Annotated in this window: 20 protein-coding genes; 5 read left to right on the top strand and 15 right to left on the bottom strand. The window is 69.0% G+C overall.

Annotation, left to right across the window (positions count from 1 at the left end; translation table 11 throughout):
* Positions 1-1,548, top strand: a complete 1,548-nt coding sequence (locus ABGB08_RS35360) for an ABC transporter ATP-binding protein (protein ID WP_347599601.1) — start codon at positions 1-3, stop codon at positions 1,546-1,548.
* A gap of 36 nt (positions 1,549-1,584) precedes the next feature.
* Here the strand turns inward: ABGB08_RS35360 and ABGB08_RS35355 are convergent, their stop codons facing one another.
* The 15 genes from ABGB08_RS35355 to ABGB08_RS35285 all read right to left on the bottom strand — a co-directional run bounded on the left by ABGB08_RS35355 (position 1,585) and on the right by ABGB08_RS35285 (position 19,113).
* Complete coding sequence (locus ABGB08_RS35355) at positions 1,585-2,178, bottom strand: XRE family transcriptional regulator (RefSeq protein WP_347599598.1); 594 nt, start codon at positions 2,176-2,178, stop codon at positions 1,585-1,587.
* Positions 2,179-2,336: 158 nt separating this feature from the next.
* Entirely contained in the window at positions 2,337-3,710 is a 1,374-nt protein-coding gene (locus ABGB08_RS35350) for a nucleotide pyrophosphatase/phosphodiesterase family protein (protein WP_347599595.1), read from the bottom strand.
* Positions 3,707-4,861 (bottom strand): metabolite traffic protein EboE, encoded by a 1,155-nt coding sequence (gene eboE / locus ABGB08_RS35345; protein ID WP_347599592.1) that lies wholly within the window; start codon positions 4,859-4,861, stop codon positions 3,707-3,709. Before eboE ends, ABGB08_RS35350 begins: the two co-directional genes overlap by 4 nt.
* Positions 4,858-5,709, bottom strand: coding sequence for a TatD family hydrolase (locus ABGB08_RS35340; protein WP_155360074.1), 852 nt, complete (start codon positions 5,707-5,709; stop codon positions 4,858-4,860). The genes eboE and ABGB08_RS35340 overlap by 4 nt, the downstream gene beginning before the upstream one ends.
* Entirely contained in the window at positions 5,709-6,350 is a 642-nt protein-coding gene (locus ABGB08_RS35335) for an EboA domain-containing protein (protein ID WP_347599588.1), read from the bottom strand. Before ABGB08_RS35335 ends, ABGB08_RS35340 begins: the two co-directional genes overlap by 1 nt.
* Positions 6,347-7,171: a sugar phosphate isomerase/epimerase family protein gene (locus tag ABGB08_RS35330; protein WP_347599586.1), complete on the bottom strand. Its 825-nt coding sequence runs from the start codon at positions 7,169-7,171 to the stop codon at positions 6,347-6,349. The genes ABGB08_RS35335 and ABGB08_RS35330 overlap by 4 nt, the downstream gene beginning before the upstream one ends.
* Entirely contained in the window at positions 7,168-7,998 is an 831-nt protein-coding gene (locus ABGB08_RS35325; RefSeq protein ID WP_347599584.1) for an SCO3242 family prenyltransferase, read from the bottom strand. The genes ABGB08_RS35330 and ABGB08_RS35325 overlap by 4 nt, the downstream gene beginning before the upstream one ends.
* Before the next feature lies 1 nt (position 7,999).
* Entirely contained in the window at positions 8,000-9,127 is a 1,128-nt protein-coding gene (locus tag ABGB08_RS35320; RefSeq protein ID WP_307729828.1) for an inositol-3-phosphate synthase, read from the bottom strand.
* Between the two features lie 182 nt (positions 9,128-9,309).
* Positions 9,310-10,599, bottom strand: coding sequence for an ROK family transcriptional regulator (locus ABGB08_RS35315; protein ID WP_347599581.1), 1,290 nt, complete (start codon positions 10,597-10,599; stop codon positions 9,310-9,312).
* 103 nt (positions 10,600-10,702) lie between these two features.
* Positions 10,703-11,716: an ABC transporter permease gene (locus ABGB08_RS35310; RefSeq protein WP_155344510.1), complete on the bottom strand. Its 1,014-nt coding sequence runs from the start codon at positions 11,714-11,716 to the stop codon at positions 10,703-10,705.
* On the bottom strand, positions 11,713-13,218 hold the full coding sequence (locus ABGB08_RS35305) for a sugar ABC transporter ATP-binding protein (RefSeq protein ID WP_347599578.1): 1,506 nt from the start codon (positions 13,216-13,218) through the stop codon (positions 11,713-11,715). Before ABGB08_RS35305 ends, ABGB08_RS35310 begins: the two co-directional genes overlap by 4 nt.
* Entirely contained in the window at positions 13,218-14,276 is a 1,059-nt protein-coding gene (locus ABGB08_RS35300) for a sugar ABC transporter substrate-binding protein (protein ID WP_155360068.1), read from the bottom strand. The genes ABGB08_RS35305 and ABGB08_RS35300 overlap by 1 nt, the downstream gene beginning before the upstream one ends.
* Before the next feature lie 13 nt (positions 14,277-14,289).
* Entirely contained in the window at positions 14,290-15,591 is a 1,302-nt protein-coding gene (locus ABGB08_RS35295) for an L-fuconate dehydratase (RefSeq protein WP_347599574.1), read from the bottom strand.
* Positions 15,588-15,770 (bottom strand): hypothetical protein, encoded by a 183-nt coding sequence (locus ABGB08_RS35290; RefSeq protein WP_347599571.1) that lies wholly within the window; start codon positions 15,768-15,770, stop codon positions 15,588-15,590. Before ABGB08_RS35290 ends, ABGB08_RS35295 begins: the two co-directional genes overlap by 4 nt.
* A gap of 214 nt (positions 15,771-15,984) precedes the next feature.
* Positions 15,985-19,113: a hypothetical protein gene (locus ABGB08_RS35285; RefSeq protein WP_347599568.1), complete on the bottom strand. Its 3,129-nt coding sequence runs from the start codon at positions 19,111-19,113 to the stop codon at positions 15,985-15,987.
* Positions 19,114-19,658: 545 nt separating this feature from the next.
* On the opposite strand from ABGB08_RS35285, the gene ABGB08_RS35280 reads away from it, so the two are divergent.
* The 4 genes from ABGB08_RS35280 to ABGB08_RS35265 all read left to right on the top strand — a co-directional run bounded on the left by ABGB08_RS35280 (position 19,659) and on the right by ABGB08_RS35265 (position 25,846).
* A complete protein-coding gene (locus ABGB08_RS35280) occupies positions 19,659-20,510 on the top strand; it encodes an NAD(P)-dependent oxidoreductase (protein ID WP_155360065.1) in 852 nt (283 codons plus the stop codon).
* On the top strand, positions 20,507-21,760 hold the full coding sequence (locus ABGB08_RS35275) for an enolase C-terminal domain-like protein (protein WP_347599564.1): 1,254 nt from the start codon (positions 20,507-20,509) through the stop codon (positions 21,758-21,760). The genes ABGB08_RS35280 and ABGB08_RS35275 overlap by 4 nt, the downstream gene beginning before the upstream one ends.
* A 279-nt stretch (positions 21,761-22,039) precedes the next feature.
* Positions 22,040-23,863, top strand: a complete 1,824-nt coding sequence (locus ABGB08_RS35270; RefSeq protein ID WP_347599561.1) for a substrate-binding domain-containing protein — start codon at positions 22,040-22,042, stop codon at positions 23,861-23,863.
* A gap of 702 nt (positions 23,864-24,565) precedes the next feature.
* Positions 24,566-25,846, top strand: a complete 1,281-nt coding sequence (locus tag ABGB08_RS35265; protein ID WP_347599558.1) for an RNA-guided endonuclease TnpB family protein — start codon at positions 24,566-24,568, stop codon at positions 25,844-25,846.
* Positions 25,847-26,127: the final 281 nt, after the last annotated feature.

The following is a 26,127-nucleotide window of genomic DNA, read 5'->3' as shown; positions in this document are numbered from 1 at the left end:
ATGCTGCACATCGAAGGGCTGACGGTACGGCAGCCGGCGACCGGCCGCACGCTGCTGTCCGGCGTGTCGTTCGAGGCCGGGCCGGGCGAGTCGGTGGCCATCGTGGGCGAATCCGGCTCCGGCAAGTCGCTGACCGTACGGGCACTGCTGGGGCTGCTGCCGTCGGGGCTGGCCGCCGAGGGCGAGGTACGCATCGCCGGGCAGCGGGTGAACGGCGACCCGCGCGCCCTGCGCCGCCTGCGCGGCGGCACCGTGTCGCTGCTCATGCAGGACCCGTTCACGCTGCTCAGCCCCCTGCGCAAGGTGGGCCGGCAGATCGCCGACGGCCTGCCGAGGGGTGCCGGCCGCACGACCGAAGTGCCCAGGCTGCTGACGGAGGTCGGGTTGGGCGCCGACGTGGCCGGGCGTTACCCGTTCCAACTCTCCGGCGGCCAGCGGCAGCGGGTCGGGCTGGCCGCCGCACTCGCCGCGGCCCCGCGCGTCCTGCTCGCCGACGAGCCCACCACCGCACTCGACGCCACCACCCAGCGCGAGGTGCTGGCCCTCATCCGCCGCATCCAGCGCGAACGGGACATGACATTCCTGCTCATCACGCACGACCTGCGGGTGGCGTTCTCCATGTGCGAGCGGATCGTCGTCATGTATGCGGGCCGCGTCGTCGAAGTGGGGCGGGCAGCAGAACTGCGTGCGGAACAGCGGCACCCGTACACCAGGGCGCTGCTCTCCGCCGAGCCGCCCGCCGACCGCCGCCTGGCGGCCATCCCGTCCGTACGTGCTGTGGCCGAGCCGGTGCTCGACATGCGCGACCTGCGCAAGACCTACCCGGGAGGCTCCCGGCCTGCGCTGGCGGGCGTGGGGCTCACCGTCGCGCCCGGCGAGATCGTGGCCGTGGTCGGCGAGTCGGGCTCGGGCAAAACCACGCTGGCCCGCTGCGTGACCGGCCTGGAACGGCCGGATGCGGGCACGATCCTGCTCGCCGGCCAGGACTGCTCCGACTACACCCGCATGCCCCGCCACCAGGTGCGCTGGGCCCGCCGCACCGCACAAATGATCTTCCAGGACCCGTACTCGACGCTCAACCCGGCCCGCACCGTCGGCGCCACCCTCAAAGAGGCCCAGGCCGCGGACGGCCGCCCCGCCGACGTGGCCGGGCTGCTGGAGCTGGTGGGGCTCGACCCCGCCCTGGCCCGGCTACGGCCGGCGCACCTGTCGGGCGGCGAACGCCAGCGCGTCGCCATCGCCCGGGCGGTGGCCGGCGAACCCCGGCTCCTGATCTGCGACGAACCGGTATCCGCGCTGGACGTCTCCGTCCAGGCCCAGATCCTCACCCTCCTGGCCGGCCTGCGCGAGCGCCTGTCGATGGGCATGCTGTTCATCACCCACGACCTGGCCGTGGTGCGGCAGCTCGCCGACCGCCTGTACGTCCTACGGGCCGGCGAGTGCGTCGAGACCGGCCCCGTGGACCGCGTCCTGGACGCCCCCACTCACCCCTACACGCGCGAACTCCTGGCCAGCGTGCCCGACGGCTCGGCCCGCTGGCCCGGCTAGTTGTACTTGAGCCATCCGACTCACCAGGCAGAACGTCTAGTCCTCGGAAAAGGAGAGCAAGGTCAGCACCCGGCAGCCTCGCTCGCCGGTGACGTAGACGTGGTCGAGTTCGGCGGCGAAGCGGACCGCGTCCCCCTCGTCCAGGCACACCGACCACGCGCTGGTCTCCACCGTCACCTCGCCCGACACCACGTACGCGTGTTCGACCGACCCAGGCCCGTGCGCGCTCTTGGTGCTGCGCGTCATCGGTGGCAGGTCGCCTTCGGCCAGCTCGAACCGCCGCCGGTCGGGTGCGGCGAACAGGCTGCGCACCGTGGTCTCGCCCACCGCCACCGTCGTGCCCTCGCCCCTGCGGATCACCTCCGGCCCGGTCAGATGTACCCGGGTCAGTTCGGCGAACGTCAGCCCGAGCGCGTGGGCCACCCGCGTCAGCACCTCGATGGTGGGGTTGGCCACCCCCCGCTCGATCTGTGAGATGAGCGCCTTGCTGACCCCGGTCAGCTCGGCCAGTTCCCGCACGCTGAACCCGCGCGCCAGCCGGGTGCGTCGCAGGTTCCCCGCGATCGCTCCGCGCACGCCCGCCGCGGGCCCGGGCGTCACCGCGAGCACGGAGTTCTTCTCGGGGCGCACGTGATGGGTTCCTTCCTGGGTGGAATCTCACCCCATCATGCCGGACGAAACCCGACAGCGCCTGTGGTCGCTCACCTGCTCGGCAACGGCGGCACTCTCCATCTTCGAAGCTCCAAGAACTCCTGGGGGAGTGCCGCCGCGGCTCGGCGAGTGGTGGTTCAGTTTGACGTTCTGAGTCCGGCGAAACGCAGGAGCAGGTCTTTCACGTCGGTGGCCGCGTAGGTTCCCTGGTCCAGGGAGGCGTCGCTGAGGAGGACGGGGCCGTCGAGTGGGTCGTCTGGGAGGCGGCCGTGGCTGCCTCGGACGCAGGACGGGTCGAGGGGGACGACGGGCATTGTGTAGCGGAAGCCAAGTTCTTTCTTGGCCAAGGCTAGGCCGGCTTTGGCTTTGACCCAGCGGTCTTGGGGGTTGAGGAAGAGTTCGGCGGGGTCGTAGCCGGGTTTGCGGTGGATGTCGACGCCGCGGGCGAAGTCGGGGGCCTGGGCGTCGTTGAGCCAGTAGTAGTAGGTGAACCAGGCGTCGGGGGCGGCGATGGCGACGAGTTCGCCGGAGCGGGAGTGGTCGAGGCCGAAGGCGGCTTTGCCGTCGGCGTCGAGGACCTGGTCGACGCCGGGGAGGGCGGAGATGAGTTTGCGTACGGCGGGGGTGTCGGATTCGTCGCGCACGTATATATGGGCGAGCTGGTGGTCGGCGACGGCGAAGGCGCGGGAGGTCCAGGGGTCGAGGTATTCCATGCCCGCCTGGCGGTAGACCGACAGCAAGCCCTCCTCGCGGAGGGCGCGGTTGATGTCGATGGGGCGGGAGACGTCGACGATGCCGTACTCGGAGAGGACGACGGTGGTCGCGCCGGCGGCGGAGACGTCGTCCAGCAGGGGGCCGAGGGCTTGATCGACATCGCGGGCGGCGGCGATGGCCTCGGGGCCGGATGGGCCGAAACGCTGGAGGTCGTAGTCGAGATGGGGGACGTAGACGAGGGTGAGGTCGGGGCGTTCGGTGGTGAGGATGCGGCGGGCGGCGGCGATGATCCAGCGGCTGGATTCGATGCCCGCTTTGGGGCCCCAGTAGGAGAAGAGGGGGAAACGGCCGAGTTCGCGGGTGAGGTCGACGCGGAGTTCTGGTGGGGTTGTGTAGCAGTCGGGGGATTTGCGGCCGTCGGCGTGGTAGATCGGGCGGGGGGTCACGGTGATTTCGGTGGCGGCGCCCATGGCGTACCACCAGCAGATGTTGGCGACTTTGTAGTCGGGTTTGACGGCGCGGGCGTCGTCCCAGATTTTGGGGCCTTCGACGAGGCCGTTGTGCTGGCGCCAGAGCATGATTTCGCCGAGGTCGCGGAAGTACCAGCCGTTGCCGACGATGCCGTGGTCGCGTGGGGGCCTGCCGGTGAGCAGGGTTGACTGCACAGAGCAGGTGACGGCGGGGAGCACGGTTCCCAGGGTCGCCGGAGCGCCGAGTCTGCGCAGGTTGGGCATGTGGTCGAGCAGCCGGGGGGTGAGCCCGACCACGTCGATGACCACCAGAGGCTTGACTGTCATGCCTCCTCCTTCAGGCCGAGGTTGGTCAGGCGGTCGCGGATCCAGGCGAGTTCGCTGGCGATCCCGTCGACGAGGGCTTCCCGCGTGCGGGGGCGCCGGTCGGGTGGGAGGGTCTGCCAGGTGTACGTCTCCGCCTCGATGTGGTGGGTACGGGCGATCGGCCCGCCGAGAACCGCCCGGAACGTGTCGTCGAGGACGTCCTGCGTGGAGCCCAGTGGTGCGGTGGGGGCGGAATGCAGGGGCACGTGGAAGTGCACGCGCCATGGTGAGGTTCCCGGCAAACCGCCGCCCAGTGCCTCGCCTAGGTCGTCTGTGCCTGGGGTGCCCTGTTCGCGGGTCTGGTGGAGGAATCGTGGTTCGTCGAAGGCGGCGAGTTCGTCGTGCGCGATGCCGGGGTCGTCGATTCGCAGGGCGCAGGAGGCCTGCATCTTGATGATCGGCAGTCCGGCCGCGTCCAGCCGGCCGAGTGCCTCGAATGGGTCCTCGAATCCGACGGCCAGATGGCAGGCGTCCAGACATAGACCCAGATAGTCGGGATCCAGGCCGGTCAAATGGGCGGCCGCCTGGGTGGTTGTCTCGATCACGCAGCCGGGCTCGGGCTCGAAGCCGACCCTGATCGTCCGCCCGGTCGCCTCGGCCAGCGACGCGAGCCCGTCCCGCAGCCGGTCCAGGTTCCGCGCGGCCGTGGCGGCTTGCTCGGCCGACCACGGCGTACGCCAAGCCAGCGGCAACGTGGAAACACTCCCGGTGACGACGTCGTCGGGAAGCAACCCCGTCAGCAGTCTGGCCAGGTCGAGCGTGTAATCGAGGCGTTCGTCCGACGTCCAGTCCGGCTGGTAGACGCGCAACTTGGCGGACGCCTCATCATGGAACCCCCGATACGGGAACCCGTTGAGGGTCACCACCTCAAGGCCCTCCCGGTCGAGGGCCGCGCGAAGGCGTACGGGTTCGGCGGGGCTGGCGGCCAGCGCGTCGGCGACCGGACGAGACAGCCAGAGCCCGACCCCGAGGCGGGGCACGCCCAGCTTGCGCCGCACCGGACCGGCGTAGTCGCGGAGCTGGGCGAGCACCCCGGCGAGGTCCTCGGCCGGATGCACGTTCGTGCAGTAGGCGAGGTGCACGGTGGAACCGTCCGGGTGGCGGAACCTCACGGCGCCACTCCCCGTTTGATGGTGTTTCCGGCGTAGTCGGCGGCCGGGCTGACCTCGTCGAGTTCCAGCCGTCCGCTTTGTCCGTAGAAGGCGACGGGGTTGGCCCAAAGGACCTTGTCCACGTCTTCTTCGGTGAAGCCGTCGGCCAGCATGGCGTCGCCGACCGCGCGGGTCTTGAGCGGGTCGCTGTGACCCCAGTCGGCGGCCGAATTCACCAGAACCCGGTCGGTGCCATACAAGCGAAGCAGGGCGATCATCCGGTGCACGTCCATCTTCGTGTCCGGATAGACGGAGAAGCCGGACCAGCAGCCGCTGTCGGCCACCGCTTTGGCGGTCATCTCGTTGAGATGGTCGACGAGGATCATCTCCGGCGGTAGGCCCGAGTCCTTCACCACGTCGAGAGTCCGAAGGGTTCCTGCCGCTTTATCCCGGTGCGGAGTATGCACCAGAACCGGCAGTTCGTGTTCGAGAGCGAGCGCCAGCTGAGCTTGGAGGACCTCGTCCTCGGCGGGGGTCATCTCGTCGTAGCCGACCTCGCCGACCGCGACCACCCGATCCTTGGCCAGGTAACGCGGCAGCAGGTCGAGCACGCCGCGCAGCCGAGGGTCGTTGGCCTCCTTGGGATTGAGGGCGATCGCGCAGTGATGGGCGATTCCATACTGCGCCGCCCGGTAGGGCTCCCACCCGAGCAGCCCGTCGAAGTAGTCGGCGAACGTCCCCGGCGAGGTACGCGGCTGTCCCAGCCAGAACGCGGGCTCGACCAGGGCGCGAACCCCGGCGTCGTACATGCGGCGGTAGTCGTCGGTGGTTCGCGAGGTCATGTGGATGTGCGGGTCGAAGATTCGCATCACGACGCACCCTTCGTGTCGGAGGACAGGCCGGCCAGCAGGTCCGGGTGGCGTTCGAGGATCGGCCAGATGTCGGGCGGCACGACCCGCCCGGCCGCTTCGCGCTCTTTCGCGAAATCGGCCATCATCCGGGCCAGTTCCCGGTCCGCGCGCGACTCCAGACCGGCCACGCCGGACAGGGGCACACCGGTGAAGACGCATTTCAGGACGGCCTGCCGGTAGGCCTCGGCGGGCAGGTGGGCGGCGCCGTACCGGCTCATGGCGGCGCCGATCAGGCGGGTGTCGCTGGTACGCAACGCGTCGCGGACGATCGGCAGCCCGGCTTCGCCGAGGCGACCGGCGTCGTCGAAAGCCGACAGCGACGCCAGCACGGCGAGCCGTTCTCCGGCGTCGCCGTGCGCGTACAGGTCGAACAGGAGCAGGCCGAGCGGCTCGCCGTCGAGCGGGAGTTCCAGCAGCAGCGTGACCCGGACGGCCTGGTCGACGGTCCAGCCGTCGTCCAAGGGTCCCCGGCCGCAACGCCGCCCGGCCGCCGGGAAGAGCGCGAAGATCGCCCCGGCGTCGGCGTGGATCTTGGCGATGGCGGCGTCCAGCCAGCTGACGCCGTCGCCGGTCAGATGCGGGCGAATGGTGGGGATCATGACACCGCCTCTCGGAGGAAACGCAGCGAACGTTCGGCCACGACCGGCGCGGCGTGGCTGTGCCGGGGCAGTTCGACGCTGACCAGCCCCTGGTAACCGGTCTCGGTCAGCGCGGCCAGCACCGGCGGAAAGTCGATCTCGCCTTCCCCGAACTCCAGGTGCTCGTGCACGTCCCGCCGCATGTCGTCGATCTGCACATTCACCAGATAGGGCCCGGCCCGCCGGACAGCCTCCGGAACCGGATCCGGCTCATTGCACCGGCAGTGCCCGATATCGAGCGTGAGCCCGAGCCGCGCCGGCTGCCCGAGCATGCCGCGGAGCCGCTCATACCCGGCGATATCCTCGACGAGCATCCCCGGCTCCGGCTCGAACCCGAGCGTGACCCCGCACGTCTCCGCCTCGACGAGTACGGCTTCGACACCTTTGGCCAGGTTGTCCCAGCCATCCTGAACCCCGGGCGGACGAGTGCCACTCCAGAAGGAGACGGCCTCCGCCCCAAGCTCGGCCGCGACCCTGACCGCCCGCCGGAGCAGATCCACCCGGGGGGCGGCCTGGTCCGGCGGATGCACCAGCGTGGGGTGATGCTTGTGCACCGGATCGAGCACGTAACGCCCACCGGTCTCGATCACCAGGCTCAGCTTGAGCCGATCCAGCCAGCGACCGACCTGGGCGATCCGCCGGGACAAGAACGGCCCGTAGGGGTCAAGGTGACCGCTGTCCAAGGTGAGCGCGACACCCTCATACCCGAGGTCGGCGATGACGCCGAGCGCGTCCGACAATCGGTGATTCGCGAACCCATTGGTGCCATATCCGAACCTCATGTCGGCGACACCTTCTTGGCCAGGTTCGCCGCCACCGGATGCGCCGCCGCCAGCGCGAGGGCGGGGCCGAGGCGCCCGCTCCCGGCCGTGAGCGCGGCCTGCAACGGCAGGAGCCCGATGATGCTGCGCCCGACGGCCGAGCGGGTGAGTTTGGCGTCGCCGCTGCGGGCCGCCGCCAGCTGCGGACGCCCGACCAGCGCCGCGTACCCGGCGAGCAGCCCGAATCCGGCGAGTCTCGCCAGCCGGTCGCCGCCCTTGGCGATGTGCCAGGCGGCGAGCCCGGCGGCCACGCCCGTGGCGGCCAGGGTGACGGCGGATCGAACCGTCGAGCCGCCGTTCACCTCACCCCGGCTCAGCGTGGTGACGCCCAGCGTGTGCGCGGCCACCGACGCCGCCGCCAGCGGGCTGGTCGAAGGTCCGCCGAGCAGCACGTCGAGCCCGCGCGCGGCGGCCATCGCGACCGGCCCGAGGACCGTGTCCTTCAAGCCCATGTCGTACGCCCAGACCACCCCGGCCAGACCGGTGGCGACGCCGAGACCCCGGCGGCCACCAGAGAGCCCGGCGAGCCCGACCCCCGCCGCGGTCAGACCCGCGGCGACGGCGAGCGCCTGCCCCGGCTGGATCCGCCCGGACGGAATCGGCCGCTCGGGCCGTTCCCGCGCGTCGAGATCCCGGTCGGCGTAGTCGTTGAGCGCCATCCCCGCCCAGTACAGGCACACCGACGACGCGGCCAGACCAGGCTGGATCGACCCGCCCGCGACCGTATCGCCCGGCACGGTCAGCGCCGCCGGAGCCCGGACAAGCTGGACCAATGAGGCGAGATCCATCTCACTCCCCCAGCCACTGGCGGAGCGCCTCGTACTGCGCGTGCAACCGATGCTCGTCGCTGCCGACCGGATCCTTGAAGAAGAACCCGAACTCGGCCACCGGCCCGGCCACGCCACGCTCGTGCGCCCGCGCCATCAGCCGCGCCAGGTCCAGCACCAGCGGCGCGGCCAGCGCCGAGTCGCACCCCTGCCAGGTGAACTGCATCGACATCCGCACCCCGAGGAACCCGTCGAAGGTGATGTGATCCCAGGCCGTCTTCCAGTCACCCAGATGCGGCACGTTGTCGATGTGGGTGCGCCCCTCCACCGGATGCCCGAGAATCTCGGCCAGCGCCCGGTCCTTGGAGATGAGCTTGCTCTCCCCCGCCGCCGGATCGGCCAGCGTCGCGCCGTCCCCGCCGCCCAGCAGGTTGGTCCCCGACCAGGACCGCACCGCCAGCCCCCGCACCGCGAACATCGGCGCGAGCGCGGTCTTGACCAGCGTCTCGCCGGTCTTGGCGTCGCTCCCGGCGTACGGCAGCCCGCGCCGCCTGGCTAATTCATCCAAGGCGGGTAACCGCGCACCCGTGGAGGGAGTGAAGTCGACATACGGGCAACCGGCGCTGAGCGCCGCATAGGCGTACAGCGACGAGGGGGGCAGCACGGGGAAGTCGCCCTCCAGCGCCTGTTCCAGCGCTTCCAGGCTGAGATGCGCGGGATCGGGAGCCGCGGGCGGCTCGGTGGAGGAGACGTTGATGACGATCACCCGGGCCAGGCCCCGGCGTTCCCGGAACTCGGCCAGGTCGCCGATGAGCCGCCGGGCCACCGCGCCCTGGGGACCTCCCTCGGTGGCGCCGGGCCGGATCTCGCTGTCGGCCGCGTCCAGCGCGGGCCGGACCAGTTCGGCCAGCGGGGGCGGGATGACCCCGGACCGGGTCAGCTCCTCGGCCCGCTTGGTGAGCGGCGTGCTGGTGACATCATGTCCACCGAACACGAGGTGCCCGAATCCCGGCAGTCCATGACCCCGGAACTCAGGCGATTCAGTAACACATCCAATCGGCGGGGCGAGCCCGGCCCTGAGAGCTGCCGCGCCCGCGACGACCGTCGTCGCCACCGAGCCTCGCGCCCCGATTAGCCAAATCCCGACCATCATGACGGCTGACGGGAAGAGGAGACGTGGTGAGACATGGAACTTCCTTTCCTGACATAAGTCGATCTGTCAGGCAAGGCGCGCGCCGACGCGCTTGTTGCCGGGTGCTGCGGTCATGCGGATACCACAAGTCGCCGGACGGGGTGCCGCCGCCGGCAGGTACAACATACGGGCAGTGCAAACTACACACTGCCCACGGACGAGCGCGCGGCCGGCGCGAAGCCGATCGCGGCGGGATCGTCCATGATGTGATCGACAACCATGCTCGCGGCGCCGCGGGATGCGGCGCCAAAACCCAGGTTGGAGGCGAGGAACCGGCAGCGGGCCGCCGGGCCCGCCAGCACGAGGCGTTCCAGCTCGGCTTGCGCGGGCGGGATGAGCCGCTCGGCCAGCCGGGCGAAATATCCGCCAATCACGATCACTCTCGGGTTGAAGAGGTTGACCAGGATCGAGCCGCCGAGCCCGAGCCATCTGCCTACCTCCGCGACGGCGGCCAGCGTGCGCGGTTCGCCCGCCGCCAGAGCTCTGGAGATCTCCTTCACGCGTACCTCGGGGTCGGGGGGCGCTGCCGCGCCCCGCTCGTACGCCCGATCCGGGGTGGCGGCCCGCACCAGCGCGGCGAGCCCCACCTTGGTCTCCCAGCAGCCGGTACGGCCACAGCCGCAGCGCCGCCCCGACGGGTTGACCGGCAGGTGGCCGACCTCCCCGGAGAAGCCGTCGGCGCCGCGGAGCAATCGCCCGCCCACCATGATTCCGCCGCCGACGCCGACCTCGCCGGTGAGGTAGACCATGTCGGGGGTCCCCGCCGCCACGCCCGAGGTGTACTCGGCCAGGGCGGACAGGTTGGCGTCGTTGTCCACGCCGACGGGGGCGCGGAAGCCGCCGAGTTCGGCGCGGAGCCGCTCGGCGAGAGGCAGGTCGTCCCAGCCGAGGTTGGGGGCCAGGGTGACCACGCCGGGGCCGATGTCGACCAGGCCGGGGACCGCGACCACGATCCCGCCGGGCGCGGCGCCGGCCCTGCGCATCTCGGCGATGGCCTTCCTGGCGACCCGGCCGAGCTCCACCAGGGAGCGGTCAGGGCCCTCGCCCATCGCGTCGAAGCCGATCCGCCGCTCCACCAGGACCCGGCCGCCCAGGTCGATGCCGTACACGGCGATGTAGTCGACGTTGATCTCCATGCCGAGCGCGCCCACGTGCGAGCCGTCCAGCGCGACGGCCCGGCGCGGGCGGCCGATGGCGCCCGCCCGGGCCGTGCCGAGCTCGCGGACCAGGCCGCGTTCGATGAGCTCGGCCATCAGGCTGGAGACGGTGGCCCGGTGCAGGCCGGTCGCGTCCGCCACGTCGGAGCGGGAGCACGAGCCCTCGTCCCGCAGGTGGCGCAGCACCAGGGAGAGGTTGGCCCGGCGAAGGGAGGCGTGTCCCACCGGTTGCGCCCTGGGGAGCGCGGTCCGGATGGAGGGTTGGCGCGACACGTCACTCCCCTCTTTGTTTTTATTGGAGATTAATTAACCGTGTTATAACACGGGCATACTCTGCCCGACACCCCCATGAAATATCACAAATTCGCATCATGAGTTAGTCCTGGGCCCGTCCGCCAGCCAACCGGCTGATCATGAGGGCCACCAGGATGATCGCGCCGTACACGAGCTGCTTCCACTCGCCGGGCACGCCCTTGAGGGTGAGGATGTTCTCCACCAGGCCGATCACCAGGACGCCGGTGAGCGCGCCCAGGATGGTGCCCTTGCCGCCGTCCATGCTGACCCCGCCGATGACCGCCGCGGCGAAGACCATGAAGATCCAGCCGACGCCCTGGTTGGCGCTGATGCCGCCCAGGCGGCCGGTCTCCAGGACGCCGGCGAGCGCGGCCAGGGTGCCGCCGACGATGAAGACCACCCAGAGCACCCGCTCCACCCGGATGCCCGCCGCCCTGGCCGCGTCGGCGTTGCCGCCGATGGCGTACAGGGAGCGGCCGGCGCGGAAGTAGCCGAGCGCGGCGATTCCGGCGGCGAACAGGACGCCGGTGATCCAGACGGCGGCGGGCAGGCCGAGCCAGTTGGCCCCGCCGAGATACGTGAACGACTCGGGCAGCGCGAACAGGCTCTTGCCGCCGGTCAGGCCGAGCTGCAGGCCGTGCACGACGATCAGCATGGCCAGCGTGACCACGAACGCCGACAGCTGGAAGCGCAGGATCAGGAAGCCGTTGAAGGCCCCGATCGCGGCGCCGATCAGCAGGCACAGCGGGATCGCCAGCGCGGCGGGGATCTCCAGGCCGAAGCCCCCGGCCGAGACCGGGATGACGAACATGACCGCCACCGCCGGGGCCATGCCGACCGTGGACTCCAGCGACAGGTCGAACTTGCCCGCGATCAGGATGAGCGCCTCGGCGAGCACCACCAGCGCCAGCGCGGACTGCTGCTGGAGCACGTTGGTGAGGTTGCCGGGGGTGAGGAAGACCGGGTCCACGAAGGATCCGGCGATGAGCAGCACGACGATCACCGGGACCAGCGTGAGGTCGCGGAACCTGCCCAGTCGCAGCCCGGCTCCCGGACGGGCGAGGGTCCGCCGGTCGGACATGGCTGAGTCCGTCATGAGGAGATACCTTCCATCGCCGCCACGAGCTCGCTGTCGGTCCAGCCGCGTGGCAATTCCTTCGTCACTCTGCCGTGGAACATGACCAGCACCCGATCGCAGATGCGCAGGTCGTCCAGCTCGTCGGAGACCAGCACCGCGCCCGCGCCACGGGCGGCGGCGTCCTCCACCGAGCCGAGCAGCGCCCGCTTGGCCTTGATGTCCACCCCGGCGGTCGGGTTGATGACCACCAGCGCGGACGGGTCGTCGGCCAGCGCGCGGGCCAGCACGACCTTCTGCGCGTTGCCGCCGGACAGGTCGCCGACCGGCTGGTCGGGCCCGGTGGTCTTGATGTCCAGCTGCTCGATCATGCCTTCCGCCCGGGTACGGCGGCGCGCCGAGGAGATCGTGCCGAACCGCCCCAGCTTGCGGGCGATCGGCATGGTGGCGTTCTCGCCGATCGACAGCAGCGGGACGAAGCCCTGGTGGTGCCGGTCCTGCGGGACGAACCCGAGCCCGGCCTTCAGGGTTGACGGCACGTCGCCGAGGCGCGGCGTGGCGCCGTTGACGGTGATCGTGCCGGTGTCGGGGCGGCGCAGGCCGACCAGGCTCTCGGCCAGGCCCACCTTGCCGCTGCTGCCGGAACCGGCGAGACCGACGATCTCCCCGCCCCGGACCTGGAGGTCCACGTCCTGGAAACGGCCGGCCAGGCCGAGGCCGGAGACCGCGAGCACGACCGGGGCCTTGGCCTTCACCTTGCGGGCGCGGGCCTGGTAGGCGACGGCGGCCTCGCCGGTCATCGCGGCCACCAGGGCGTCGTGCGGCAGGTCGGGCACAGGGCTGGTGATCACGTGTCTGGCGTCCCGGAAGACGGTGACCGTCTGGCAGACCTCGTAGACCTCTTCCAGGTGGTGCGAGATGAACATCATCGTGACGCCCTGCTCGCGCAGGGCCCGCATGCGGTCGAACAGCCGGCTGATGGCCGGGCCGTCCAGCTGGGCGGTGGGTTCGTCGAGGATGATGAATCGCGCGCCGAAGGAGAGCGCCCGGGCGATCTCGACCAGCTGGCGCTGCTCGATGCTCAGGTCGCCCGCCTGGCTGCCGGCGTCGATGGCCACGCCGTACTGGTCGAGGACGTTCTGGGCGCGGGCCCGCAGGGCGCGCCAGTTGATCAGGCGGCCCCCCTCGGTCTGGCGGTTGATGAACAGGTTCTCCGCGACCGTGAGCGCCGGAATGATGGTCGAGCGCTGGTAGACGCAGGCGACCTTGCTCCGCCAGGCGTCGCGGTCGGCGAGCGCGGGCGCGGGCTCGCCCGCGAAGAGCACCTCGCCCTGGTCGGGGCGCTGCAGGCCGGTGAGGATGGAGACGAGCGTGGACTTGCCCGCCCCGTTCCTGCCGACCAGGGCGTGGGTCTGGCCGGCGCCGATGGTGATGCCGGCGTTGTCGAGGGCGACGGTGGGGCCGAAGCGCTTGGTGATACCGCGCGCCTCGGCCTCGATCACTCCCAATTCAGTAGATGTCATTACTTGACCTGGTTACCCCAGAGGTTGGGGTCGTCAACGTTGTCCTTGGTTACGAGGGGGGCCGGCAGCTGGTCCTCCATGCCGTTGGGCAGCTGGATGATCGTGCTGTCGTGGTCGGTCGGACCGGGCTGGAAGGTCTTGCCCTCGATCGCGGCCTTGGCGTAGAAGAGCGCGTACTTGGCGTAGAGGTCGGCGGGCTGGGACACGGTGGCGTCGATCTCACCGGCCCGGATCGCGGCGAACTCCTGCGGGATGCCGTCGTTGGAGACCACGAAGATGTGCTTGGGGTCGGTCGGCGGCACGAGCAGGTTCTTGGCCTTCAGCACCTGCAGGGTGGGGGCCAGGTGCACGCCGCCGGCGTGCATGTAGACGCCCTTGATGTCGGGGTGCTGCTCCAGGCGGGTCTGCAGCATGGAGGCGGCCTTGGTGCCCTCCCACTCGGTGGGCTCCTCGAAGACGGTGATGCCGGGGAACTTGGTCTTCATGCAGTCCCGGAACGCCTCGGCCCGGTCGCGGCCGTTGATCGAGGAGAGCGCGCCCATCAGCTGCACGACCTTGCCGGTGCCGCCGAGCTTCTCGCCGAGGAACTCGCAGGCCTTCGTGCCGTACGCCTTGTTGTCGGCGCGCACGACCATGTAGACGTTGCCCTTGTCGGGGCGGGTGTCCACGGTGACCACCGGGATCTTCTTCTCGGCCAGCTGGTCCAGGGTGGCGGCGATGGCGCCGGTGTCCTGGGGGGCCATGATCATGGCCTTGGCGCCCTGGCTGACCAGCGCCTGGGTGTTGGCCACCAGCTTCGCGATGTCGTTCTGCGAGTTGGTCGGGGGCATCAGGTCGACACCCTGCTCGGTGGCCAGCTCTGGGACGTACTTGTTATAGGAGTTCCAGAAGTCGGAGTCGGCGCGCGGGAAGTCCACGCCCACCTTGCCCCCGGCGGCCGCGGCGGGCGCGGACGCGGCGCCGCTTCCGGCCGTCGTGGGAGCGGGGTCCGCGGACCCGCAAGCGGCGAGCGCCAGCGCGAGCAGGGTGACGCTCGCCGCGACAGATAGGTTTTTCATGCCGATTTGCCTTTCAGGAAATGGGGGGTGATTCATTGGCGGTGTTCCAGACCGGACCCCAGGGGTACGCGAACTCGGCGAGCGATTCCGCCCGCAGGGCCGAACTGAAACCCGGCGCGAGGGGAGCGACATAGCTGCCGTTCTCGATCACGACCGGGTCCACGAAGTGCTCGTGGAGGTGGTCGATGTACTCGATGACGCGGCCGTCCATGGATCCGCTCACCGCGATGAAGTCGAACATGGCCAGGTGCTGGACCAGCTCGCACAGGCCCACGCCGCCCGCGTGCGGGCAGACGGGCACGCCGAACTTGGCGGCCAGCAGGAGGATGGCGATGTTCTCGTTGACGCCGCCCACCCGCGCGGCGTCCAGCTGCAGGAACGAGATCGCGCCCGCCTGCAGAAGCTGTTTGAAGACGATCCGGTTCTGCACGTGCTCGCCGGTGGCGACCGGGATCGGGGCGATCTCGCGGGCGATGGCGGCGTGGCCGAGCATGTCGTCGGGGCTGGTCGGCTCCTCCACCCACCAGGGCTCGAACTCGGCCAGCGCGCCGATCCAGGTGATCGCGGTCTCCACGTCCCAGCGCTGGTTGGCGTCGACGGCGATCGGGAAGCCGGTGCCGCAGACCTCGCGGGCGATGCGCATCCGGCGCTTGTCGTCGTCCAGGTCGGCGCCGACCTTCAGCTTGATCTGGGTGAAGCCCTCGTCGAGCGCCTCCTTGCAGAGGCGGCGGAGCTTGTCGTCGTCGTAGCCGAGCCAGCCGGGCGAGGTGGTGTAGGCGGGGAAGCCGTCGGCGCGCAGCCGCTCGATCCTGGCCCGCTTGCCGGGTTCCGCGGCGCGCAGGATGTCGAGGGCGTCCTGCCGGGTGAGGGCGTCGGTGATGTAGCGGAAGTCGAGGAGGTCGACGATCTCCTCGGGGCTCAGCTCGGCCAGCAGCAGCCAGAGCGGCTTGCCCGCCAGCTTGGCGCGCAGGTCCCACAGGGCGTTCATCACGGCCGAGATGGCCATGTGCATGACGCCCTTCTCCGGGCCCAGCCAGCGCAGCTGCGAGTCGCCGACGATGTCGCGGTAGACCGCGCCCAGGTCGGAGCAGTCCCGGCCCACCACGTACGGCTCCAGCGCCTTGATCGCGGTGGTCTGGATGTCGTTGCCGCGGCCGATGGTGAAGGCGAAGCCGTGGCCCTTGGCGCCGTCGTCGGTGCGGAGCACCACGTAGGCGGCGGAGTAGTCGGGGTCGGGGTTCATGGCGTCGGAGCCGTCGAGCTCGAGTGAGGTGGGAAACCGGATGTCGTGGGTTTCCAGCGCGACGACTCTCATACCATTCCGACCCGATACATCGGATTAATCCCGCCGTTGAAAATCCGGTCACATTTCCAGACATGCTCCGGCAAAGATACGGTTACCACGCGGAGAGCGCTGCACTTGCCGCCGTCCACCAGCATTTCGGCACCTGCCGTCTGACCGGTGAGCGCCGGTCCGGCCCGCAACAGATCCACAGAGACTCTCCATACATCCGATGTTTCGTCTCTAAATCATGCCGTTTACTGCGGAGTTACGTCAAGAGGTCCGTCGACAATACATCGGATGACTATTGGCGTGAAGACCGTGCAACGCCGCCGGAACGCCGCCGACCGGCGGTGGAAAACCACCGCCGGTCGGACATTAGACGATTTGAAGGGGTGTGCGGGTCTCAGCTCGGTATCAGGTGCCTCAGCTGGGGACCAAGTCGAACTGCTCCCATGGTCCGATGGCTGCCCGGTTGGCGATCAGCGACTGGGCGCCGCCGCCTTCCGCGCAGACGTACATGTTGTTGACCGTGGCCCGCAGGCTGACCGAGCCGTTGGGGTTGTTCACCAGGGCGAACGTCTCCCAGGAGCCGGCCGACGGGCGGTTGGCGATGAGCGGTGCCGCGCCCGCGTTCTCGGCGGCCACGAACTGGTTGTTGACCTGGGCCTTGAGCGCGATGTTGCCGCCGCCCAGGTCGACCCGCTCGAACCTCTGGCCGGTGCCCACGGTGGTGGAGTTGGCGATCAGCGCGACCCCGTTGGCGGCGGTGACGTACTGGTTGTTCGCCCGGGAGCGCAGCGCGACGATGTTCCCGGTGGGCGAGGTGCCCCCAGTGGTCACCCGGAGGGCGTCGATCATGCCGACCGAGGTCGTCTTGTTGACCACCCGGAGCGTGTGCTGGCCGCTGGCCAGGCCGGTCTTGGCGTAGACGACCTGCTGGGCCTGGCGGGCGCCGCCCTGGTTCAGATTGACGTTCTGCTGGAACACGTTGTCGAGGTAGACATCCATGTTGCCCATGTCGCTGAACCGCTCGGACAGGATCTCGATCCCGGTCCCGGTGAAGGTGTAGGTCGCGGCGGCGTTCACCGTGTTGCTGTGGTGGGTGTCGTCGTTGTAGTCGCCGTAACCCCGCGCGGTGGTGTGGTGCCAGTTGGCGTCGTAGGTGAGGTCGGTGTCGTTGATCAGGCCGCCGCCCGAGCCCGTGCCCAGGCCCAGCGTGGAGGCGGTGCCGGACAGGGCCTTCTGGCCCTGGTTGGCGGTGCCGGTCAGCTGGGTGGAGCTGTAGGCCGACAGCAGCTTGCCGGTGCGCTCCACCACGTAGACCGTGTTGGCGGCGGTGGCGAAGCTGATCTCGGCGGCCGAGCTGGTGGTGATGATCGCGTTGTCGGAGGTGCGGCGGACCCGGACCTGCTGGGTGCCCCACGGGTTGACCACGGTGGCCTGCTTGCCGTAGAGCGACTTGAGGCCGACGTACTTGATCTCGCCGCCCTCGCGCTCGGAGCTGACCAGGTGGCCGTCCTTGGCGAGCAGGGTGAACTTGCCGACGAAGGTGGAGTCGCCCGGGACCGCCGGGAAGACCCTGATCTTGTCGTTGTAGCTCTGCAGCAGCGACTCGTTCATGGCGACCAGGTGGATGCCGAGGTACTCGAACACGCCGTTGGTGTTGTTGGTCATGCCGTTCGGGTAGTTCTGGTACCGCTGCAGCATGGTCTTCATGCCGTTGTAGGTCTGGTCGCCGAGCCCGAGGCGGGCGGCCTGGGCGTGGTCGTTGGACCAGACGTTGCCGTACGGGTGCGGCCGGACGTTCCAGGTCTGCACGGCGGTGGAGTAGTCGGGGTAGCCGATGCCGGTCAGGTCGTACGGCCAGATGATCTCGGCGGCCACGTTCTCGTTGTTGCGGGTCTGCGAGATCGGCGGCTGGTGCGGCTGGTAGGCGTTGTTGACGACGCTGTAGGCGACCAGGTTGTTCAGGATGTTCTGCCACTCGGCCCGCAGGCCCGCGTCCACGCCCAGCTGCTGGCTGACCGCGATCGTCAGCGGGAACAGCAGCCGCACCGAGGTGAGGTCGGTGATGGCGTTCCGCACGTTCCAGTAGGTCTCGTGCGAGTTGGAGTTGGCCATGTAGTACTTACCGGTCGCGCTGTCGAAGGACAGCAGGCCCTTGTAGAGCTTCACGGACTCCCGCATGTACGGGTACGCGACGGTCTGCAGGTAGTTGAGGTCGTTGGTGTACCGGTACTGCAGGTACATGCTGTAGGCGGCCTCGGTGCCGGTGGACAGGATGTTCTTGGTGTAGTCGCTGTTGATCGTGCCGCGCGCGTTGCCGTCCCAGCCCATCGTCTCGGGCACCCACAGGGCGTCGATGTTGTACCGGGTCTGCGTGTACGCCTTCAGCGCGTTGTAATTGCGGCTCTGCAACCGGTTGAACGTGTTGTACATGTCCGCGTGATTGGACGCCAGGAAGGAGTAATAGACGTCGCGCTGGTTCCAGTACCAGTACGCGTTGCTCCATTTGGTCTGATCCTGCGTCGCCCGGAAGTTGCCGTTGATGAAGTGCGCCGGGTAGTTCCCGAAACCCGCGGACGCGATCATGTACGTGCTCAGGTAGTACACGTTCTCCATGTAGTCCGCGTCCTTGGAGCCGTTCGAGTACTGCACGAACGACTTCTCCCAGAACGCGTGCCACCAGTTCTTGTAGTTGGTGAACGTGGTGTTGTAGCCGGTGTTCTTCACCGCGGTCAGCTGGTTGCGCGCCTGGGTCACCGAGTTGAGGCCGGGCGAGTTGATCCGGCTGGCGGCGGTGAACCAGATGGTGTAGCTGGCGGTCGGGGTGATGGTGAAGCGGACCGTGCGGTTGTTGACGGCCTGGGTGGTGAAGTTCGCGCCCTCGACGCTGGCGGCCAGGGTGTAGCCGAAGTTGTTCGCGTCGGTCTGGCCGCGGCTGATGCCGGCGGCGGTGGCGTCCGCGAAGGAGGTGATGTTCCGCCAGGTGTTGAGGTCGGGCACGTCGGCCATGTTCTGGACCGTGTTCGGGTCCCACATGCTGAGCTCGAACGTGATGTTGGACAGGCCGCCGCGGCTGTCGTCCACGTGGATGCCCATCACCTCGGAGCCGGGCGAGCCCATGATGGTGACGGTGCGGTTGTTGTCGTACTTGGTGGTGTGCGTGCCGTCGTACAGGGAGAGGCGCTCCTGGTACGTGCTGTAGCCGCTGTCCATCGCGGGGGTGGTCCGCAGGTTGAGCAGGCCCGCGCCGAAGGCGGACTGCTGGGACAGGTCCACGCCGCCGACCTGCATGGTGAGGCCGTTCTGGTGCCAGACCATCGCGCCGGTCTTGCCGTTGCCCACCGTGAGCCCGTGCAGCGGGTTGGTGTTCGGCCGGTTGTACACGATGTCGTGCTTGGACATGTAGGCCGCGCGGTTGACGTTCAGTGTCCCGCCGGCCTGGTCGAAGGCGTGGTCGGTGGTGGAGGCCACGGCCGGCGTCGGCACGCCGGTCAGCCCCAGTCCGGCCGCCAGGAGCGACACCAGCAGGATTCGTTGAAGCCTCATTGACATGATCTCGCTTCCTCGCGACCAGCGAAAGGTTGCGGGGTCGTGCACGGATTGGCGCCGCAATGCGTGACTCTGGGCAGACAGGTGGGGGGTGCGGAGCCTGGCAGAGGGGCCACGAGACGCACGCCCGGCAATCGGCGACCGGGGTACGGCCCGAAGGCCCCTCTGCGCAGCACAGACCCGATGTGCACCACTGGTGGTCAGTGGCCTAGGCCATCGCACCAACACCAGTTCGGGACTGTCAGGCGCAGTTAACATTGGATGTCTTTAGGGCGTCAATAGCCTGCTGGCTGACTACTTATCCAACAAAAGCGATCAGAAATGCCCAGCACCAGGGGAGAGCTGCGGGGATTTTTGTCGAACCACGACTGAAACCCCATCAACAATCTGCGCATTCATCGGATGTATCAAGATCGTTATTTATCGGGCCGTTCTGCCATCGAGTGCAAGATCATTGAGAGCTGAGCATTGACAACAGGCGTGAAGGCGGGTCACGCTACGGTGGCAAAACGTTTTGCACCTCGGAATGCGGAGGGTGTTGAATGGCGGAGGTCCCTCGCCGGGTCCTGGTCACGGGGGCAGCGGGCCGGTTGGGGCGGGCCACGCTCCGCCTGCTCGCGGCCATGGGCGTCGCGGCGACCGCGCTCGATCAGCGAGATCCCGGCGATGTAGCGGATCGGGTCGTGGTGGGCGGCGCGGGCGATCCGGAGGTGGTGCGGGAGGCGCTGAAGGGCGTGGACGCGGTGGCGCATCTGGCCGCGATTCCGGCGCCCACGCTGGATACGCCGGAAGCGGTGTTCTGCGGGAACACGCGGGCGACCTTCGTGGTGCTGGAGGAGGCGGGGCAGGCCGGGGTGTCGCGGGCGGTGGTGGCCAGCAGCCTGTCCGTGCTCGGGTTGCCGTGGGCGGCGCGGCGGTTGCATCCGGCGTACGTGCCGGTGGACGAGGCGCTGCCGGTGCAGATCGAGGATCCGTACGGGCTGTCGAAGCAGGTGGACGAGGCCACGGCGGCGATGATGGCGCGCCGGCACGGGATGACCGTGGTCGCGTTGCGGTTTCCGCTGCTGGGCGGGCCCGGCGACAAGTTCGAGGACACCGCGGCGCGGTATGCGGTCTCGCCTGAGTCGGGGGCCAAGGAGCTCTGGACGTACCTGGACAGCAGGGACGCGGCGATGGCCGGGTGGCAGGCGCTCACGCGGCCGATCAGCGGGTATCACGCGGTCTTCGTGACCGCGCCGACGACGCTGGCGCCGCAGCCGACCGAGGAGCTGCTCGGCCGCTACCATCCCGATGTGGAACGCCGATCGCCCCTGCCCGGCCATACCGCGCCCGTGGATCTCGCCGTGGCCGCCGACCTGCTCGGTTTCACCGCCCAGCACCTGTTCGCGCCATGATGGAGGAGACCCAGGCCCCCTGGGCGGCCCGCGACGCCCTGCGCATCACCAGAGTCCGCGCCGTCGTCACCGCCCCCGAGGGCGTGCCGCTGGTGGTGGTCAAGGTCGACACCACCGAGCCCGGTCTGTACGGACTGGGGTGCGCCACTTTCACCCAGCGTTTCCATGCCGTGGCCGCTGCGGTCGACCAGCATGTGGCCCCGATGCTGACGGGACGTCATCCGGCGGACATCGAGGACATCACGCGGATGGTGCACTATTCCTCGTACTGGCGTGGCGGTCCGGTCCTGAACAGCGCTCTCTCCGGTGCGGACCAAGCGCTGTGGGACATCGCGGGCAAACGCGCCGGAATGCCGGTCTACGAGCTGCTCGGCGGCCGGGTTCGCGCCGCCGCCGACACCTACCTGCACGCGGGCGCCGCCACTCTCGAGGAGACCATCGAGCACGCCCGCGCCCTGCTGGCCGCCGGCTACCGGCACGTCCGCCTCCAGACCGGCGCACCCGGCCTCGGCCACTACGGCGCGCCGGGATCTCCGGGCGGCTACCCGAATTCGCCCTACCCGGACGGCTGGGACGTCCAGCGCTACCTGCGCGAAACGCCCCTGCTCTTCGAACGTGCCCGCCAAGAGCTGGGCGAGGAACCGGGCCTGATGCACGATGTGCATTCACGTCTCACGCCCAAGCAGGCAGTTGGCCTGGCCCGCGCACTGGAGCCCTACCGGCTGTTCTTCCTGGAAGACCCGATCGCACCCGAGCTCTACGACCGGCTACCCGAGGTCCGCGCCGCCGCGCCAATGCCGATCGCCGCAGGCGAGCAGCTCAGCTCGGTGTCCGACGCGGCCCGCCTGATCACCGGCGGCGGCATCGACCTGCTACGCCTGCACGTCTCCGCAATCGGCGGCCTCACCCCGGCCCGCAAACTCACCGCCCTCTGCGAACTCACCGGCGTCGGCACCGCCTGGCACTCCCCCGCCGACGTCTCCCCCATCGGCGCCACCGCCAACGTAGCCCTCGACGTCACCTCCCCCGCCTTCCAAATCCAGGAAGGCCACATCTACGCCGACACCGTTCACGAGGTCTTCCCAGGCACAATCCACCCAGCAAACGGCTACCTCTACCCGAACGACACCCCCGGCTGGGGAATCGACCTAGACGAAACCAGGGCAGCAGAACACCCCCCAGTGGCCCACCAACACGAGCGCTGGTCATCCCGAGTCCGCCGCCCAGACGGCGGAATCGAAGCACCCTGAAGCCCGAACCCCAAGAAGCGCTCGGAAGCTTGGGCCCGCAGAGAAGTAACTTGCGTGCTCACCAAGGGTTCGCCGAGGTCAGCGGCTTGAGGATCTATGAGTTATTGCTCTTCTGGCCCTTGAACCCCACTCAGAATGCCGCCGTCGCTCCTTGGCGCCGATACCGCGAGAACCATCGTCGGCGTGATCGGCGCCGGATAACGGCGAGCAGGCTGGCGACCTTCTCAGATCCCTGAACTTATAGCCGGTGTAAGGAGTGGCTCGATATAAGATCGGTCCATGCCCGAGCAGGTCCCCGATCGCCGTGAAAGACGGAAGGCGCTGACCCGGCGCTCGATCGCCGATACGGCGCAACGCCTGTTCGCGGAGCGCGGTTTCGAGGCTGTCACCGTGGCCGAGATCGCGGTGGCCGCCGATGTGGCCGCGAAGACCATCTTCAACTACTTCCCCACCAAAGAGCAGCTCTTCTTCGACGCCGAGCCAAAGCTGCTGCCGCCCGACCTGCCGGACGCCTCCTGGACCAGCCCGGAGACCCTCCGCCAGGGCCTGGCCGAATGGGCATGCGCAACCGCGCCGCTGGCCACCCCGGCCGCACCGCCGACCAACCCGACCAGACCACTCGCCAACCCGGCTGCACTACCGACCAACCCGACCGGACCACTCGCCAACCCGGCGGGACCGCTGGCCATCCCGGCGGGGTCGCTAGCCAACCCGGCCGTGGCGCTGGCCGAACGCGCGGTTGTCTACCGGGACAGCCCGCTGCTGCGCGCGCACGCGCGGGAGGCGTTCGCGGCGCGCGAGGCCGCAGTGGCCCGCGCCATCGAGGCCGCTCATCTGGCGACTTCGCCGGGCGTGATGGCCGCGCTGCTGCTGGCCGCCGTGCGGGAGGCGTGGGAGTCCGCGCTGCTCATGCTGGCCGACAAGGGGAATCCGGGGGACGCGGCGGCGCACGGCAGGCGCATCCTGATGAACGCGCTCGACCTGCTGTCCCGCAACCGCGCGCCGGTCAGGACCCCTCGCCCGCCCAGCGGCCCCCTGGACCCGCAGGAGACCCTCGACCTGCTCAACCCGCCCAAACCCGCACGACGCGGCGACCGGGGCGGGGAACGCGTCAGCATTGTCCGTGTCGCCCGGGTCGCCGGGGTCAGCGCGACCACCGTCTCGCACACGCTGAACGGCCGCCGCCCGGTCGCCGCCGAGACCCGCGACCGCGTGCTGGAAGCCATCCGCCAGCTCGGCTACCGCCCGAACGTGCTGGCCAGAGGTCTGCGCACCAATCGCAGCCAAACCGTCGGCCTGGTCATCCCGGACATCACCAACCCGTTCTACCCCGCACTGGCCCGCGGCCTGCAGGACGTCCTCCGCCCGGCCGGATACGACGAGATCATCAGCAACACCGACGGCGACCGCACCCGCGAACGCGCCGCCATCGAGCAGATGATCGCCCGCCAGGTGGACGGCCTGGCCTTCGCCGTCTTCCACACCCACGCCGAAGACCTGAACCCGGCCATCGAAGCGGGCATCCCGGTGGTACGGCTGGGCGGCACCCTGGTCCAGGACGGCGTCGACCTGGTCCACAGCGACGACGAGGGCGGCGCTGCCGAGGCCACCCGCTACCTGCTGGCCCGCGGCTACCGCCGAATCGGCTTCATCTGCGGACCGGGCGCGGAAGGCCCAGCGGCCGAACGAGTGTCCGGTTACCGGTCCGCCCTACTCGCCGCCGGAGTGGCGACAGACCCAGAGCTTGTCGCATACACGCACTTCAGCAGGCACGGCGGCGCGGCAGGCGTATCCCGGCTGCTGGACCTGCCCGAACCCCCAGACGCCGTGTTGTGCGCCAACGATCTGATGGCGATCGGCGCCCTGGACGCGGCAGGCGGACGCGGCCTGCACGTGCCAGGAGACCTGGCCGTAATGGGCTTCGACGACATCGACGCGGCCAGCCTGGTCCGACCCCGCCTGACCACAATGGCGAACCCGGCCAGAGAAATCGGGCGCGCATGCGGAATGCGCCTGCTGGAACGCCTCTCCGGCGAACCAGCCGCACTGATCCCAACAGAGATCGTCATCCCCGCCCGCCTAGTCGAGCGCGAGTCCGCTTGACCGTTGAATCGCGGTTCCGGTTGAGCTTGTCATCCCGCCCGAGCAGTCGAACCAAGTCCGCGTAGCCTTGAGACGCGATTGCACACGTGGATATTTCAAATTAATCTTAACGATTTGCCTTGTCGGTCACCCCGGGAAGGGTCCAGATGACTTTATATAGCGCGAATCCTCTACAGAGCGATTGGCGGGGCGTGGTCCATCGGCACCCAAGTCGGCCGCAGAGACCCCGTCTTTCAGCGCGGTAATGTATGCGGTCCCCGATGGGGGATGGCCCGCCGTCAGGCGGGACGGTCCGAGCGCGGACCCGAACTGCGACAGAAATGCCCATGCATTATGGCCTGGCCGACTCGTCGGGGAGACTCCTTTCACAGGTAGTGCGAGGAGACGCCCTTGGGCTGTTGACCAGCTTGGAGATGATGACCTTTGGGCGGTGACCACGAGCAGGCGACGTGATCGTCCTCGCCGTGAACTCGCGTAGTTCGGAATCGAAGTCGTCACACACCTCGATCATGATTTCCTCGCGCCGGCGGAACATCACCCCATCGAGGATATTCCGCCGCTATGTGATCCACAACGAGCATGGCAGGTGGAGCGCGGAGAGGAAGCGCCTGCCATGCCCATATTCAGCTTCCGCCGCCATCGGCTCTACGCTAGTGTGTTCGAGTCGTGACGGTGTGTGGCTGGTGCGAGAGGGGGTTCGGGGTGAGGCTGCGCTACAACTACCGGCTCTACCCCGACGATTCCCAGTGTCAGGCGTTGGCGCGGTTGTTCGGGTGTGTCCGGGTGGTGTGGAATGACGCGCTGGCGATGCGCAAGGCCGCGCGCAAGGCCGGGCTGCCGTGGATCGGCGGCGGGGATCTGCAGAAGATCTGCATCACTGCGGCGAAACGGACCCTGGAGCGGGAGTGGCTGAGTGAGGTATCCCCGGTCCCGTTGCAGCAGTCGCTGCGTGACCTGGACCGGGCGTACCAGAACTTCTTCGACTCGGTCAGTGGGAAGCGTAAGGGTCGGCGGATGGGGCTGCCGGTGTTCAAGTCGCGCCGGGATCGGCGTCAGTCGGCTCGGTTCACTCGTAACGCGTTCAGCTTGGGCGGTGACGGGACGCTGTATCTGGCCAAGATCGGGGGTATCGAGGTCCGCTGGTCGCGGGAGCTGCCCGCGGCGCCGTCGTCGGTCACGGTCATTCAGGATGCGGCGGGCCGCTATTTCGCCTCGTTCGTGATCGAGGTCGAGGATGCCGGGCAGGTGCTGCCCGAGGTTGACGGCGAGGTCGGGATCGATCTGGGTTTGACACATTATGCGGTCCTGTCGGACGGCACGAAGATCGCCAATCCGCGGTGGCTGCGCCGCCGGGCCAAACGGCTGGCCCGGCTGCAGCGCACGCTGTCACGCAAGCAGAAGGGATCGAAGAACCGGGAAAAGGCGCGGATCGCGGTGGCTCGCCAGCACGCCAAGGTGGGCGACGCGCGCCGGGATTTCCTGCACCAGACCAGCACATCGATCATCCGCGAGAACCAAACGGTTGTGATCGAGGATCTGGCGGTGCGGGGTTTGACTCGCGGTCGGTTGGCGAAATCCGTCAGCGATGCGTCCTGGGCCGCGTTCCGTACCTTACTGGGCGGGAAGGCGGCCCGCTTCGGGCGGATGGTCATCACGGTCGGCCGGTGGTTCCCCTCCTCCCAGTTGTGCCCGTGTTGCGGTTGGCAGAACGGAAAGGTTCCGTTGGAAGTGCGGGAGTGGGATTGCCCGTCCTGTGGGGAGCACCACGACCGGGACCTGGCGGCCGCGTTGAACGTTCTGGCTGAGGGCATCCGCCTGCGCGCGCAGGCGGCGGAGGCGTCCCTCGACGAGGGAGGGCAGGATAAGGAGATGGTGGCCGCTGGGCTGGCGGACACCGAAAACGACTGTGGAGGGCGGGTAAGACCGGGCGAGGCAATTCCGACCCTGGCACCGCCCGCGACCTACGACGCTCACGCGGCGTAGCAGAAGCAGTAAGGACCTCACGGCGACGTGGGGAGCCCCGGTGTTCAGGGGAGGATGTCAAGGATGTGGACGTTCAATCCCACACCGACGCGCTGGACATGGCCGCGGCACAGTTCAAGACCAACACCGGTATCAGCGTCATCGCCGAGACGGTCCCCGACGATGTATTCGTGGCCGACGTGTTCATAGCCAAGGTGCAGAGCCTCGCCCGGCTGGCGACCTGCCCGACGTGCTGGAGGTATACGCGGGCACGAAGACCGCGAGGTGTGCGCGTCCGGACT

Source organism: Acrocarpospora sp. B8E8, assembly GCF_039871605.1.
Taxonomy (GTDB): domain Bacteria; phylum Actinomycetota; class Actinomycetes; order Streptosporangiales; family Streptosporangiaceae; genus Acrocarpospora; species Acrocarpospora macrocephala.
The sequence above is the reverse complement of the archived record's forward strand: the minus strand, read 5'-3'. Positions and strand labels throughout refer to the sequence as shown.

Excerpts from the sequence above, each read along its gene's own strand:
- ABGB08_RS35340 (WP_155360074.1), bottom strand. The coding sequence starts at position 5,709 with ATGCGAATCTTCGACCCGCACATCCACATGACCTCGCGAACCACCGAC.
- ABGB08_RS35320 (WP_307729828.1), bottom strand. The coding sequence starts at position 9,127 with ATGGTCGGGATTTGGCTAATCGGGGCGCGAGGCTCGGTGGCGACGACG.
- ABGB08_RS35300 (WP_155360068.1), bottom strand. The coding sequence starts at position 14,276 with ATGAAAAACCTATCTGTCGCGGCGAGCGTCACCCTGCTCGCGCTGGCG.
- ABGB08_RS35280 (WP_155360065.1), top strand. The coding sequence starts at position 19,659 with ATGGCGGAGGTCCCTCGCCGGGTCCTGGTCACGGGGGCAGCGGGCCGG.
- ABGB08_RS35285 (WP_347599568.1), bottom strand. The coding sequence starts at position 19,113 with ATGAGGCTTCAACGAATCCTGCTGGTGTCGCTCCTGGCGGCCGGACTG.
- ABGB08_RS35325 (WP_347599584.1), bottom strand. The coding sequence starts at position 7,998 with ATGGATCTCGCCTCATTGGTCCAGCTTGTCCGGGCTCCGGCGGCGCTG.
- ABGB08_RS35350 (WP_347599595.1), bottom strand. The coding sequence starts at position 3,710 with ATGACAGTCAAGCCTCTGGTGGTCATCGACGTGGTCGGGCTCACCCCC.
- ABGB08_RS35310 (WP_155344510.1), bottom strand. The coding sequence starts at position 11,716 with ATGACGGACTCAGCCATGTCCGACCGGCGGACCCTCGCCCGTCCGGGA.
- ABGB08_RS35335 (WP_347599588.1), bottom strand. The coding sequence starts at position 6,350 with ATGATCCCCACCATTCGCCCGCATCTGACCGGCGACGGCGTCAGCTGG.
- ABGB08_RS35305 (WP_347599578.1), bottom strand. The coding sequence starts at position 13,218 with ATGACATCTACTGAATTGGGAGTGATCGAGGCCGAGGCGCGCGGTATC.
- ABGB08_RS35270 (WP_347599561.1), top strand. The coding sequence starts at position 22,040 with ATGCCCGAGCAGGTCCCCGATCGCCGTGAAAGACGGAAGGCGCTGACC.
- ABGB08_RS35275 (WP_347599564.1), top strand. The coding sequence starts at position 20,507 with ATGATGGAGGAGACCCAGGCCCCCTGGGCGGCCCGCGACGCCCTGCGC.
- ABGB08_RS35295 (WP_347599574.1), bottom strand. The coding sequence starts at position 15,591 with ATGAGAGTCGTCGCGCTGGAAACCCACGACATCCGGTTTCCCACCTCA.
- ABGB08_RS35360 (WP_347599601.1), top strand. The coding sequence starts at position 1 with ATGCTGCACATCGAAGGGCTGACGGTACGGCAGCCGGCGACCGGCCGC.
- ABGB08_RS35330 (WP_347599586.1), bottom strand. The coding sequence starts at position 7,171 with ATGAGGTTCGGATATGGCACCAATGGGTTCGCGAATCACCGATTGTCG.